Origin of the sequence: Microvirga tunisiensis (genome assembly GCF_009296175.1) — a bacterium.
GTDB classification, from domain to species: domain Bacteria; phylum Pseudomonadota; class Alphaproteobacteria; order Rhizobiales; family Beijerinckiaceae; genus Microvirga; species Microvirga tunisiensis.
This window is the reverse complement of record NZ_VOSK01000010.1, coordinates 60,491-74,168: the sequence shown is the minus strand read 5'-3', so window position 1 is coordinate 74,168 and position 13,678 is coordinate 60,491. Positions and strand designations below refer to the sequence as shown.

General features: G+C 63.0%; 9 protein-coding genes. All 9 read left to right on the top strand.

The window, feature by feature from the left end; all coding sequences use genetic code 11:
- Window positions 1–311 precede the first annotated feature (311 nt).
- The 9 genes from FS320_RS05770 (at window position 312) to FS320_RS05730 (ending at window position 13,503) form a co-directional block, all read left to right on the top strand.
- The gene (locus FS320_RS05770) at window positions 312–2,231 is read left to right on the top strand and encodes a tetratricopeptide repeat protein (protein ID WP_152710136.1); all 1,920 of its coding nucleotides are present in this window, start codon (window positions 312–314) and stop codon (window positions 2,229–2,231) included.
- 94 nt (window positions 2,232–2,325) lie between these two features.
- The gene (locus FS320_RS05765) at window positions 2,326–2,832 is read left to right on the top strand and encodes a chemotaxis protein CheW (RefSeq protein WP_152710135.1); all 507 of its coding nucleotides are present in this window, start codon (window positions 2,326–2,328) and stop codon (window positions 2,830–2,832) included.
- Window positions 2,832–4,277 (top strand): CheR family methyltransferase, encoded by a 1,446-nt coding sequence (locus tag FS320_RS05760; protein WP_152710134.1) that lies wholly within the window; start codon window positions 2,832–2,834, stop codon window positions 4,275–4,277. Before FS320_RS05765 ends, FS320_RS05760 begins: the two co-directional genes overlap by 1 nt.
- A 2-nt stretch (window positions 4,278–4,279) precedes the next feature.
- Window positions 4,280–4,876 (top strand): chemotaxis protein CheW, encoded by a 597-nt coding sequence (locus FS320_RS05755; protein ID WP_162002847.1) that lies wholly within the window; start codon window positions 4,280–4,282, stop codon window positions 4,874–4,876.
- A gap of 1 nt (window position 4,877) precedes the next feature.
- Window positions 4,878–6,554 (top strand): methyl-accepting chemotaxis protein, encoded by a 1,677-nt coding sequence (locus FS320_RS05750; RefSeq protein ID WP_162002846.1) that lies wholly within the window; start codon window positions 4,878–4,880, stop codon window positions 6,552–6,554.
- Between the two features lie 26 nt (window positions 6,555–6,580).
- Window positions 6,581–8,782 (top strand): response regulator, encoded by a 2,202-nt coding sequence (locus tag FS320_RS05745; RefSeq protein WP_162002845.1) that lies wholly within the window; start codon window positions 6,581–6,583, stop codon window positions 8,780–8,782.
- Window positions 8,783–8,792: 10 nt separating this feature from the next.
- On the top strand, window positions 8,793–9,869 hold the full coding sequence (gene cheB, locus FS320_RS05740; RefSeq protein ID WP_152710132.1) for a chemotaxis-specific protein-glutamate methyltransferase CheB: 1,077 nt from the start codon (window positions 8,793–8,795) through the stop codon (window positions 9,867–9,869).
- A complete protein-coding gene (locus FS320_RS05735; RefSeq protein ID WP_152710131.1) occupies window positions 9,866–11,590 on the top strand; it encodes a response regulator in 1,725 nt (574 codons plus the stop codon). Before cheB ends, FS320_RS05735 begins: the two co-directional genes overlap by 4 nt.
- A complete protein-coding gene (locus FS320_RS05730; RefSeq protein WP_152710130.1) occupies window positions 11,587–13,503 on the top strand; it encodes a response regulator in 1,917 nt (638 codons plus the stop codon). Before FS320_RS05735 ends, FS320_RS05730 begins: the two co-directional genes overlap by 4 nt.
- The last annotated feature ends 175 nt before the right edge of the window (window positions 13,504–13,678 follow it).

Sequence of the window (13,678 nt, the reverse complement as noted above, 5' to 3'; positions counted from 1 at the left end):
CTTCTTCCTGAAAATCAAGCACTTCAGACGCATCGCCACGCGCTACGAACAGACCCCACGGGCGTTTATGTCAATCCTTTGCCTCGTCAGCGCGTTCATCTGGACCAAATGAATGTCAACGCGCTCTAGTCGGCAGTGCCATAACGATTGCAGTTGCAATCCTGGGCTTCGCAGCTATCGCGCAGCAGACGGGTTCCGGCAGCAACCAGCCTGCCGAATCGCCGACGTCGACACCTCCGGCGAACGGATCCCAGCCTCAGGTCGATGAATCCGCCCTGCGCTATTTCGCGTCCCAGGGCGATACCCGCCGCGTGAATGCGGAAATCGCTCGATTGCGGGCGCTCTATCCCAACTGGACTCCCCCCAGCGACCTGTCGCAGCTCTCGGGAGCCGCCGCCGCGGCGCCCGACCCGCTGATTGAACGCCTTTGGAATCTCTATCGCGAAGATCGAATCGCCGAGGTTCGCGCCGCCATTGCCGAACGTCAGTCCTCTGACCCGAACTGGAAGGCCCCGGAAGAGTTGGTCACGGCTCTCGAGACCGTCGAGGCGCGTCGCCGCCTGACCAATGCGTCGGATACAGGCCAATGGCGTACGGTCCTGCAGGTGGCCACGGAAGCGCCCAGCCTCCTGACCTGCGTGAACGTGGACGTGCTCTGGCGGGTGGCCGAAGCGTTTGTCCGGACCGACCAGCCGAACCGGACGCGGGACGTCTACACCTATCTGCTGCAGAATTGTGCCAACCCGGGCGAACGCCTCGCAACCCTGCAGAAGGCCCTGACCCTGCTGCCCGAGCAGCAGGTCACAGCCCTGCTCCAGTTCGAGCGCAAGACGGGCGAGTCCCCGGACGATTTCACCCCTATCCGTGACGAGCTGGCTCGCCGCCGGGTCGAGCGCGCCTCCCTCGACAGCAAGGTGACCGCATCGGCCGAGGACCTCGCCGTAGTCGAGCGGTTGATCCAGAACACGAACGAAGCCGGACCAGTGCTGATCCTCGGATGGTACAATTACCATCATGGCAATCCCGCGCGGGGACTCGAACTGTTCAAGACGGCCCTTGACCGCAATGGCGGCACGAAGGCGGCGGAGGGCTATGCCATGTCGCTGCGGGCCCTCGAGCGGCTCTCGGATGCGGAAGCCTTCGCTTATGAATGGCGCGAGCGCGCGCCCGAGAACATGAAGATCTATCTCGACGTGGCGACGGCGCTCCTCAGCCAGGATCCGCCGCCGCGCCTCGAACCCTCGGTGATCGCGCGGATCGTTCCGGTCGTCACGGCACAGCGCTTCTCGGATGCGGCCCAGGCCCTCGGATGGTACTCCTACAATACGGAGCAGATCCGCACGGCGCGCGACTGGTTCCGCACAGCCCTGACCTGGAAGGCCGACGACGAAGCCTCCGCCTACGGATTGGCCCTGACGACCCAGCGTCTCACCGACCGTGCCGGCTTCAACGCCGTGGTCGCCCAATGGCGCGGCCGCTCGCAACGCATCGCCGATCTGGCGGACGGTGCCAATCCGGCTTCCAGACGGCAGCCTATCGTCACACAGCCTGTTGTCGCACAGGCGCCCATGCCCGAGCCCATCGAGAGCGCTCCGCCGCCGGTCCAACCCCGCCAGGTCATGGTGGAAGGGGTCGAGACCGAGCAGACTTTCGCCCGGACCGAGGACAACGTCCGGCGCAGGCAGACCCAGGCCCGATCAGCTCTGGGGCGCAATTGCGCCATGACGCGCAATCCGGCCGGCCTGTCAGGCGACAGCGCCCTCACCCGCGGCTGGTGCCTCATGGAGATCAACCGTCCCATGGAAGCCGTGGCCGCCTTCGATCAGGCCACCGCCACCGGCAGCAGCCGCGCCCGCGAGGAAGCGGCCTACGGCAAATCCCTCGCCTATCTGCGCAAGAATCTGACGTCTGAGGCGGCCATCGCAGCCGCCGAGGCGCCACAGACGCGTGAGCGCCGGGTGGAACTCGGCGCTTCGATCCTGACCCAGCGGGCGCTGGCGGCCTATCGCGACGGGCGCTATGTGGAAACCCTCCTCGCTCTGAGCGAGCGAGCCCGGATTATCCCGGAACAGAACGACCTTCTGCTCATCCGCGGCTGGTCCTATCTCAAGCTCGGTCGCTACAACGATGCGGAGAAGGTTTTCCGCGCCGTTCAACAGACGGGATATTCCGAGGAAGCCGCTGCCGGGCTGAATGCCATTCGCGAAGTCACCGGCCAGATACGCTACTAGCTGTCCCGCGCGAGTGGTTGCCAGACCAAGCTTTGCACCTATCTAATGGTCGAATGAGCGTTAGCCTCCTCGGTGTCCACCCTCGATCGAATCCATGGCCAGCTTGCAGATCATAGTGTTCGACGTGTGCGGTATCGCCTGTGCCCTGCACAGAAGCGCCGCACGCGAGTTCCTGCCGCTGCCGCACCTGTGGCGTCCCCCAGTCATGCCCCGCCCGGTGGCGGGTTTCTTTAACTTGGGCGGCCATGCGGTTCCGGTACTTCGGCTCGATGTGTTGTTCGGTCTGCAGCCGGTCGAGGATGGCGCCGAGGCGGATCTCTATCGGCATCTGATCCTCATTGATCGGTTCAGCGCATCGGGAACGTCTGCACTCCTCGTCGACAGGGTTCTCGATGTTGCCCGCGTGGATACGTGCCAGCTTTCATCCGTTAGCGAAGAAGGCACCTTGAACGGCTGCGTCGAGGCGGAGGTCACGTGGGACGAGCGGCTCGTCCACCTGCTTTCCGTCGAACGCATTCTCCTCGCCGAGGAGCAGCAGGCTCTGGCGGAACTCGGACGCCAGGCCCAGAACCGCCTTAGCGAATGGGCGGTCTCGGCCTGATGGCCACACGCGCTTACGCTGCCCCTCTGATCGATGCCGGCTTTCCTGAACTGAAAAGCCGCATCATCGACCGCACCGGGCATTTCTACTATCAGGATAAAGACGACCTGCTGTGGGAGCGGGTACGCAAGCGCCTGCGCGCGACGGCGCTTCCCAATTCGACTCAGTATCTCAACCTCCTGAACGATGCGATTTCCGGCCCTGCCGAATGGGGCAAGCTGGAAACCGAGATCACCATCGGCGAGACCTTCTTCTTCCGCTACGCGGAGCAGTTCGCAGCCCTGCGCGATACGATCCTGCCCGAGATCATCGAAAGGAAGAGCGCCACGCGGCGGCTGCGGATTTGGAGCGCAGGATGCTCCACGGGAGCCGAGCCCTACTCCCTCGCCATCCTCGTCAACGGGATTCTCGGCGAGAGCCTTGGAACATGGCGTGTCAGCATCGTCGGCACGGACATTAACGACAGCTTCCTCAACCTTGCCAAGCAGGCACGATTCGGAAAGTGGGCACTTCGGTCGATGCCAGCCGAGGAACGAGAACGCTACTTCCTGGGCGCGGGAAAGGACCAGTGGCAGGTGCGGCCGGAATTCCGCTCCCTGGTCCGATTCGAAAAGCACAATCTCCTGAGTCTTCTCGACGGTACCTCGCCTCTCGAGTTCACGGATTTCGACCTGATCCTCTGCCGCAACGTCCTGATCTACTTTCATCCGCACACCGTGATCCGGATCGTCGGGGCTCTGCACGGCCGCCTTGCGGAGGGAGGTTGGATGCTGCTGGGCCATGCGGAGCCCAACCCCGCCTTCTCCGCTATGATGCAGACCCTGAATCTGCCGGGGACGGTGGCCTATCGGTCCGGCTCAGGAGAAGAAACGCCTGCAATACCAGCTTTCGAGCCCCCCAAACTGCCTCTGAGGGATCTTGCACCGCTTCCACCCGCTCCGAAGCCGGCAGAACCCACCAAGCGGCAAATTCTTCCATGTCCTGTGAAGGCTTCCCCCAAGACCCCGGTTTCCCTCGCTAATCCTCAGCCTCCGGATGCCTTGCTGGACAGGGTCAAAGCGCAAGCCAATTCCGGCGAATTCGCCGCCGCCGATGCTCTCTGCCGGGAGGCCCTTGCCGAGCAGCCCCTGAGTGCCGCCCTTCACTTTTACCATGGCCTCATCCTGCAGGCGCTCAAACGACCCCATGATGCGGAGAACAGCTTCCTTAAAAGCATCTATCTCGATAAAAGCTTTGCCATGGCTCACTACCACCTCGGACTTCTGCTGCTCGCAGAAGGGCGATCCGGTTCTGGCCGGCGCGCACTGACCAATGCGGCCCGCATTGCTTCAATGATGCGTGACGACCACCTTCTCGACGAGTCGGACGGAATCACCGCCATGGATCTGCGCAATCTCGTCCGTATCCATCTCGAAGCGGCCACGCCGTCCAAGCCCAGGAGATGATTGTGGCGAATTCGGTGCGCGGTAGGCTGAGGCTGATGGAGCGGGTCCGCATTCGCTCGACCGCGGAACGCGTACAGCAGATCCTCGACCAGCGCACGGAACGCCTTGCAGCCCGCAGGGATGCCGCCGCCCCGGCAGAAGCCTTGCCCCGCGTGCTGGTCTGCGGCACTGGGCGCGAGCGCTTCGGCCTCCCGATCAGGGCCGTCGCCGAGGTGTTGCCCCCGCAAAAGTGCATGCCTGTTCCGGATGGGCCGCCCGCCTTGATCGGCCTGTTCGGGCGAAGCGGGCGGTTGGTGAGCGTGATCGATCTTGCTCTCGCACTTGGATTGGAGGCCGCTTCACCGGAAGACGAAAACGCTCACTTCATCCTGCTGCGGCGGGAGCAGCCTCAGGTAGCACTGAGGGTTGAGCGCGCCTATGCGGTCACAGATATCCTGCCCCTGACCGGCGAGGAGGCCGCAGGCTTTCGCAACGATGCCGTTACCGGCTATGGCAAGACCCGATCCGGCCCTGCCGATCAGGACGAAATCGTTTCTCTTCTCGACATCGAACGCCTTCTGCGTTCCTTCCTACCCTCTTCATCTGTTCCTGGAGTCTGACGTGACGATCTCGATTGCCAACCGCATTCTTCTCGGCTTCGCCGTCATCGTCGCGCTGATGGTCGGCCTCGGCGTCTATGCCATCAACCAGCTCGACGACGTCCGCCAGTCGACGGAGACGATCGTGACGCGCGATCTGGCCCTGATGCGTCAGATCGAGGACCTTGGCGATCTGCAGAACGACATGCGGGGCTTGCGGGAGGAAGTTCTCTCCCGCTTCTTCCTGCGCTCGCTTGGCCAGCAGCAAGCCGCCAGTAACGATCTCGTCCGCTCCTGGGAACAGCAGGCCGCCGCGACCGAAGCCTCTATGGCGCAGGCGATTGCGACGGTAAACGATTTCGCCGCGCGATCAGTCACCTCGCAGAGAGCAGATGCCTGGCGACGTATTACCGAGATTCTCAACCGCGCCAGCGGAGACCTGCGTCAGCTTCGTTCCTCGACCGAGCGACAATTCGCGGCCCAGCAGGGTAATGACCTTGCAGCGGTAGTCGCCACACAGAATGCCCTGAACACCAGCCGCGAATCCTGGAACAGAAACCTGGTGCAAGCCCGCAGTGTCCTAGGCGAAGCGATCACGATTGGGCAGAGACGGATCGGCGAGGTTTACGAGCAGAGCCGGATGTCGATCATCCTGGCCGTAGCGGGCGCTGCGCTTCTGAGCGTCCTGATCACCTATGCGCTGCGCTCCTCCATCACGGGGCCGCTCAGCGCCTTCATGGGCTTCGTCGAGCGGGTCGGACGCGGCGAGCTCGGTGGCCAGATGGCCGTAACGGGCAAAGACGAGATCGGGCATCTCGGTGCGACCCTCAATACTATGGTCGATGGCCTGCGCCAGCTCGCGCAACAGAGCCGCGAGGCGACTGAAAACCTGAACGCCGCAGCGGCGGAAATCCGCGCCTCGACCCAGGAACAGGCGGCCTCAGTCGAGGAGCAACTCGCTGCCGTTCAGGAAACTGCCGCAACCGTCGACGAGATCACGCATTCGGGCACGCAGATCGGAAAGCGTGCGCAGGAGGTCATCGCCTCGGCACAGGCTGCGGCACAGACCAGCATGTCGGGACTACAGGCTGTTGAAGAGACCGCACGCGCCATGGATGCCATCCGCGAGCAGGCGGAAGCCGTGGCGGAAAACATCGTCGCTTTGAGCGAAAAGACCCAGGCCGTCGGCGAGATCATCACATCGGTCAACGACATTTCCGAGCGTACGCATCTTCTTGCCCTCAACGCCGCTATCGAAGCCGCCGCAGCCGGCGAGAACGGACGCAGCTTCGCGGTGGTGGCATCGGAGATGAAGACGCTTGCCGATCAGGCGAAGGACGCGACGCTGCAGGTGCGCTCGATCCTCGGCGACATTCAGCGCGGCATCAATTCGTCCGTGATGCTCACAGAGGAAGCCGTGAAGCGTGTGACCGCCGGCAAGGAGCGCACGGACATCACGCAACAGACCATCACCGGCATCTCGGGCCAGATTCAGGAGAGCGTTCAGACTTTCCAGCAGATCATCGCGTCGACCAACCAGCAGCAGCTCGGCATCGAGCAGGTGATGGGTGCCCTCCAAAATATCCGCCAAGCCAGCCAGCAGACGGCCGCCGGCACGCGACAGCTCGATACGGCCGCCGCCAACTTGTCCACCCTTGCGCAGCAGTTGCTCGGCCTTGCCGAGCGCTATCGCCTGTAAGCCGTCACCATGGGGACGCGCGCATCGTGACGGATATTCGCAAGCAGCTGCTGGCAGCCTTCGAGGCGGAGCACCGGGAGCATCTTCAGGCGATCCGAACCGCGCTCGATCATGCAGGCGGGGGGGAGATCGACCTAATGGATGTCTTTCGCCGGGCGCACAGCCTCAAAGGAGCAGCCCGCGCTGTCGACCTTCCGGCGGTGGAAGAGGTCGCGCACCAGCTCGAAGCACTCTTCTCCCAGGTGCTCGATGGGCAACAAGCCCTGGACGACCCCGCCATCGCCACGGTGCGGCAGAATCTCGACCTCATCGAAGATCTTGTCGCGGATGTCCTGAAGCCGTCAGGACCGCAGACGCCCTCAGCCCCGGCGTCGAAGCCCGTGGTGCTTGAACCGGAACCAGATGGCCCGAAGACGGATGCTTCCGCCGACACCGGCACAGGCTCCTATCTCCGCGTTGCCGTCGAGCAAATGGAGGAGTTGTCCAATTCCATGCACCAGCTCCTGGCGGAGCTGCAGGCAGATGAAGGGATCGACGAGACGTTGCGGCAGATCGAGCTGGAGATTCGTGGCTTGAGGAGAGGCTGGGATCAGCTGCATGCGCAGGTGAACGCCCTCGGTCACGCAGCACAAGCACAACAGGGCCGCAACGGCCCATCGATTGCTCCACACCTGCGCGATTTCGATCAGGGCCTGAAAGCGCTGTTTCGCAGGCTGTCCGCCCTGTCCCGGGACAGAAGGCAATCGAGTTGGTCCATTGAGCAGGCGGCACGCCAGGTGCGTGACAGCATTGACCGCGTATCTCTCGTGTCGGCGGAAACCGTTTTCGGCGGTTTCGGCCATATGGTGCGCGAGATCGCGCGCAAAGCCGGACGCGACGTGCATGTGCGCAGCATCGGCCTCGACATTCAGGTAGACCGGCAAGTGCTTCAGGCCCTCAAGGATCCCGTGATGCACCTTCTCCGCAATGCGGTGAGCCACGGTGCCGAGCCGCCGGAGGAGCGCGTCGCCAAGGGTAAGCCCGAGCGGGCCGAGGTGAGCCTGGAATTGGCCTCCCGTGGCGGACGTCTGGCCATCAGCATCCGCGACGACGGACGCGGCCCCAATCTGGCGCGCATTGAGCAGGTCGCCGTCGAACGCGGGCTGCTGCAGCCGCGGGATGCAGGCCATCTCCCGCAGATGATGGATCAGCTGCTGTCCCTCGTCTTCACCCCCGGCTTCTCGACGGCTGGCGAAGTCGACCGCTTGTCGGGCCGCGGCATGGGGCTTTCCGTCGTCGCGGAAGCGGTTCGCAAGCTGCAAGGTTCGGTTCTGCTGCGGCCGCGCTATCCTCATGGAACAGAGGTTCTGCTGAACGTGCCTTTCACGGCGGCGCGCCAGCCGCTGCTGCTGCTGGAAGCCGAGGAGCGGACGTTCGGCTTGCCATCCCATGCAGTGGAGCGCCTCCTGCGGCTGCCTGCCAGTACGCTGGAAAGTGTGGAAGGCCGTCCCACGGCACGGATCGAGATCGGGGGAGAAGACGTTATCGTTCCAGTCGTCGCCCTCGCTACCCTGACAGGATCCCCGAATGCACCCCTCCCCACCGAGGCAGGACACGTGAAGGCCGTGCTCGTCCGTCATGGTTCCCGCACCTGTGCGCTCGCCGTCAATGCATTCCACGATGTTCGCACAATGCTGGTCAGCGACGTCCAGGCGATCGGCCTGAACGAGCTGGTTTCGGGCACCGTTCTTCTGGAAAACGAGTTGCCGGCCCTCGTGCTGAGCCCGGACAAGTTGGTCGAGCAGTGGGTAAAGAACGAAGGCAAGCTCGCGGCCGGAGGCCTAGGCTTGACCCGATGGGCTCCCGAGGAGGGACGCCGGGCGAGGACCATTCTCGTGGTCGATGATTCCATCACAACCCGCACCCTTGAGAAGAGTATCCTGGAAGCGCAAGGTTACGCGGTTCTCCTCAGCGTTGACGGCATCGACGCCCTCCACGTGCTGCGCTCGGGCGAGGCCATCGTCGATCTCGTCATTGCCGACGTGGAAATGCCGCGCATGGACGGCTTCGGCCTGCTGCAGGCGATCAAGAACGACCAACGGCTGTCCACCCTTCCCGTGATCCTCATGACTTCGCGCGCCGACCCGGAGGATGTACGCAAGGGTCTCGATCTGGGCGCGAGCGCCTATATTACAAAGCAGAAGTTCGATCAGCGCGAACTCCTGGCAACGATCGGGCAGGTGTTGTGAGTTGCCGGCGATGAGTATGGCGTCTCAACCACGAGTCCGTGTGATGGTCGTCGAGGATTCCCTCGTCGTCCGTCAGCTGCTCGTCCATATCATCGCCAGCGATCCGCGCCTCGTAGTCGCAGCCGCCGTCAGCTCGGCCGAGGAGGCGCTCCGGGAAATCGGCCGCGTGCAACCGGACGTCGTGTCCATGGACATCCGCCTTCCGGGAATGGACGGGCTCGATGCGACACGCCAAATCATGTCGGAGCACCCGACGCCCATCGTCGTCATTGCCGACAGCATCGAGGATTCGTCGCTGAAGATCTCCATGAATGCGCTCCGGGCCGGTGCGCTCACGGTGGTGGAAAAGCCTGTCGGCCTCTCCAGCGCCAATTATGCGGGGATCGCCAGCACCATCTGCACCCAGCTCTACATCATGAGCCAGGTACCGGTCGTCCGACAGCGCTCGTTCGCACCATGGCGCGATAAGGTCACGAACACGGCTCCAAAGCGCGATCCGGAATGGAGCGCGACACTCCCGAGCATCATGGGCATTGCCGCCTCCACGGGCGGGCCGCCAGCCCTCGCCAAGGTCCTGGGAGCCCTCCCGGAGGACTTTCCGCTACCGATCCTCCTCGTCCAGCACATGGGGGCTCCGTTCATGGAGGGCTTCGCCTCCTGGCTGAACGGGCTGATGCCTCTGAAGGTCCGCTTGGCCCAGGATCATGAGATCCCGACAGCCGGGAATGTTTATGTCGCTCCCGGTGACCGGCACCTGCTGCTTTCTCCTGCGGGCACCCTGAAGGTGAGTGCGGAACCGCCCGTGGGCAATCAGCGGCCTTCCGCCACCATGCTGTTCCAGTCAATGGCCCGCTCGGCGGGCCGGAGGGGGCTTGGGGTCATTCTCACCGGCATGGGCGAGGATGGGGCGCTGGGCCTCGTCGAAATGCGCCAGGCCGGGGGCTATGGACTGGCAGAGGATGAAAGCACCGCCGTCGTCTATGGCATGCCGGCAGCGGCAACCCGCATGGGCGGCGTCAATGTCAGCCTGCCCCTCGACCTGATTGCGCCACGCATTCTGAGACTGGCAAGGGGAGACGGCGAATGAGCGCAGGATCCGTTGCGCAGGCGGCCGAGATCCTCCTGGTTGAAGACTCGGAGACGCAGGCGCTGCAGTTGCGCCATATGCTGGAAACGAGCGGCTTTCACGTCTCGTGGCGCTCCACGGCGGAAGCCGCTCTCGACAGCCTGAACGAAAAGCTGCCCGACCTCATCATCGCCGATTACCACCTGCCCGGCATGAACGGGGACGAATTGACCCGCCAGATGCGCCTCAACGTGCGGACGCGGGCGATCCCGGTGATCATGCTGACGGAAGCGCGTGAGCGTGCGGTCGAGCGCCAAGGCCTGGAGAGCGGCGCGGATGCCTACATCTCCAAATCCGCCGAGCAGGAACTGATCGTTCTGCGGATCCAGGCGCTGCTACGCCGTCGCTCATCCCCCATTGGCGATCCCAAGGAAGAGCGGCAATCCCCCAGCTTCGGCACCTTCCGCCGGGCCTGTGTCCTGATCGTGGACGACAGCCCGACACGCCGCACCTATCTCCAGAACCTGCTGGCCCATGAAGGATATGCGGTGACGCCGGTCTCGGAGCCGACCGAAGCTCTCCGGCAGGTCCGCTCGCCAGATGCCAAATGGGACTGCATTCTGATCAACCTGCTCAGCCCGGACTTCGACGGCATCGAGCTGTGCCGACAGCTGAATCTCTATCGCGGGCTCGCGCCCCTGCCAGGCACGGATGCCCCAAGCTTTGCCATTGTCGGTCTGGGCAACGAGGAGGGCGGCAACATGCTCGCACGCGCCTTTGCCGCGGGCGTGGACGATATCGTTCCCTCCACAATCGAGGCCGATGTGATGCGCGTGCGCATTCGCGCGCTCGTCCGGCGTAAGCTCATGCAGGATGAGAACTGGCGCATCGAGGCTGAGCTGCGCGAGCAGGAGCTGGCCCTCGCCAAGGCCCGGGCAGAGGCTGCCTCGGCGGACGCGTTGGCCAAAGCCAACAACGAACTGGCAGAGGCCAACGACCTCTTGAAGGGCACGCAGGCCCAACTCGTTCAGGCGGCCAAGATGGCGTCGCTTGGCGAATTGGTGGCCGGTATCGCCCATGAAATCAACAACCCCCTCGCCTTTATCCAGGCGCACCAGGGGACTGTGGAGAAATTGCTCACCGAGATTGCCGCGAAACTCCCACCGGAGGGAGGTCTTGAGCGGCAGGTGCAGAAATCGCGCGATCGCGTCGGTGCGATGAAGCTTGGCCTCGCGCGAATTCAGGAACTTGTTCTCAACCTAAGGCGCTTTTCACGGCTCGACGAAGGCGATTTTCAGACGATCAACGTGCCGGAATCCATTGAGACCGTGCTGGCGCTCCTTGGCCATAAGCTCGGCACCCGGATCGACGTGCGCCGCCATTACAACGCCGTCCCAGACCTCTATTGCTCCCCGGCCCTTTTGAACCAGGTGGTCATGAACATCGTCGGAAATGCCGCCGATGCGATCAAGGGCACCGGTGGCATAGACATTGAAACTGCAAACAACGAGGCAACCTATACCATCAAGATCAGCGATACAGGTCCGGGAATTCCAGGGGAATTGCGGGAACGCATCTTCGAACCGTTCTTTACCACCAAGCCCGTCGGGTCTGGAACTGGACTTGGTCTGGCTATCGCTTATAGCGTCGTCCAGGCCCATAAAGGATCGATTGCGGTGGATTCAGGTGCCTTGGGGGGCGCCAGCTTCACCATCACGATCCCGAGGCATATTGTTTCATGACCTTGTCGAGCGAGATGACTTCAACCAGTGGCACGATCCTGGTCGTCGATGACGAACCGGACATCCTGATTGCGCTCGAGGATCTGTTCGAGAACGACTACCGGGTTCTGACGGCCTCGTCTCCAATCCAAGCGCTCGACATCATTCGGCAGGAACCTGACATCGCCATCATCATCTCGGATCAGCGCATGCCTGAGATGCAGGGCGACGAGTTCCTGGCCAAGGCCCGCCACGAGACCGATGCCGATGCGATCCTTCTCACCGGCTATGCGGATCTCAAGGCAGTAATCGGTGCGGTCAACAAGGGCCGCATCATGGCCTACGTTCCGAAACCCTGGGATCCGGCCGCCCTCTCCAACATGGTGGCCACGGCCTATCAGCGGCGCATGCTGGCCCGCAAGCTCGACACGGAGCGCGCGCTATTGCACGGGCTGATGGAAAGCACGGGCGATCTGATCTCGTTCAAGGATCTGGACGGCCGCTTCGTCCGCCTGAACGCCAGCAAGGCGCGAAGCCTTGGCTGCAACTCGGAAGATTGCCTGGGCCGCAAGGAAAGGGACTATGTCTCGCCGGAACGGGCTACGATGATCGAAGAGGCGGAGCGCCGGGCCATTGCGGCGCGCGCGCCCGATGACGTGATCGAAGAGCGAACCTCGCCCGACGGTACGACACAGTGGGTCCTCATCAACCATATTCCGATCCTGGATGAGGCAGGAACCGTCACGAACCTCGCCACTATCGAGCGCGACATCACCGAGCGCAAGCTGATGGAGATGCGCCTGCGGCAGGCGGACAAGATGCAGGCCCTCGGGACTCTCGCTGGCGGTGTCGCCCACGACTTCAACAACCTGCTGATGGCTGTCCTCGGCAGCCTGGACCTCGCCTCGCGCCGGGCGCCTGACGATCCCAGGCTGACACGGCTGCTGCAGAACGCCACCTATGCGGCGGAGCGCGGCGCCTCCCTGACCCAGCGGCTCCTGAGCTTCAGCCGCCAACGCGACCTGCGGCTGCAGGCCGTGGACGTGAACCAGGTTATCACCGGCATGAACGATCTGCTGACGCGGACTCTTGGCGGCGTCATCCGGATCGAGCGGCATCTTCATGATGGCTTGTGGACAGCCATGGTCGACCCGGATCAGCTCGAACTCGCGATCCTCAACCTGTGCATCAATGCCCGCGACGCCATGACCGAGAACGGGGTCCTCACTCTCTCGACCCGCAACGAGACGGTGGACGAGGGAAGGATTACGGAGTTGAGCGGTGGTGAGTACGTGGTGATCTCTGTCAAAGATACGGGCAGCGGCATTCCACCGGAGGTTCTGGCGAGGGTACTCGAGCCCTTCTTCACCACGAAGGAGGTTGGCAAGGGAACAGGGCTCGGGTTGCCCATGGTCTATGGGCTGGCGCAGCAATCCGGCGGCACCGTGACCATTCACAGCACGATCGGGGCAGGCACGACTGTCGAGCTTTACCTGTCCCGTGCGGCCGTTGAGCGGGAGGACGGTCCGCAGGAGGAGCCGGCGATTGCACCTAACGCGCCCAAGATGCGCATTCTTCTCGTCGATGACGATGCGGAAGTGAGAACTGTGACGGCGGCCTATCTCAACGAGATGGGACATCGGGTTGTGGAGGCTGCAGACGGATTGTCAGCCCTCGATATCCTGAAGGCGGACGATCAGATTGATGTCCTCATTGCCGATTTTGCGATGCCCGGCATGACAGGAACCGACTTGGCCGACAAGGCAAGAGAGATACGGTCCGACCTCAGCATCCTGCTCGTGACGGGATATGCCGATCCGAAGCGGCTGCCGAACGGTTATCTGATGCTCCACAAGCCCTTCAGCCGCGCCGATCTGGCTGCGAAGGTTACCGCAGCGACCCGCTGGGAACAGGATCGAAGCTCGTCCATCTGACGATGCCTCCCGGGCTGCCAATTGTGGGCAAGGGCTTTTGGGCGACTTTGGCCGAAAAGCACCCAGAATCGCGGAAAATTGACCCCTGAGGGTGCTGATTTGGACTGCCGCAGAGGCAGAAAATGGTAAATTTCTTTTAAAAATTATCCATTGTTGCATGGACAGATTGACATTA

Coding starts and splice junctions, on each gene's coding strand:
- FS320_RS05765 (WP_152710135.1), top strand. CDS start 2,326: ATGGCCAGCTTGCAGATCATAGTGTTCGACGTGTGCGGTATCGCCTGT.
- FS320_RS05760 (WP_152710134.1), top strand. CDS start 2,832: ATGGCCACACGCGCTTACGCTGCCCCTCTGATCGATGCCGGCTTTCCT.
- cheB (WP_152710132.1), top strand. CDS start 8,793: ATGAGTATGGCGTCTCAACCACGAGTCCGTGTGATGGTCGTCGAGGAT.
- FS320_RS05735 (WP_152710131.1), top strand. CDS start 9,866: ATGAGCGCAGGATCCGTTGCGCAGGCGGCCGAGATCCTCCTGGTTGAA.
- FS320_RS05730 (WP_152710130.1), top strand. CDS start 11,587: ATGACCTTGTCGAGCGAGATGACTTCAACCAGTGGCACGATCCTGGTC.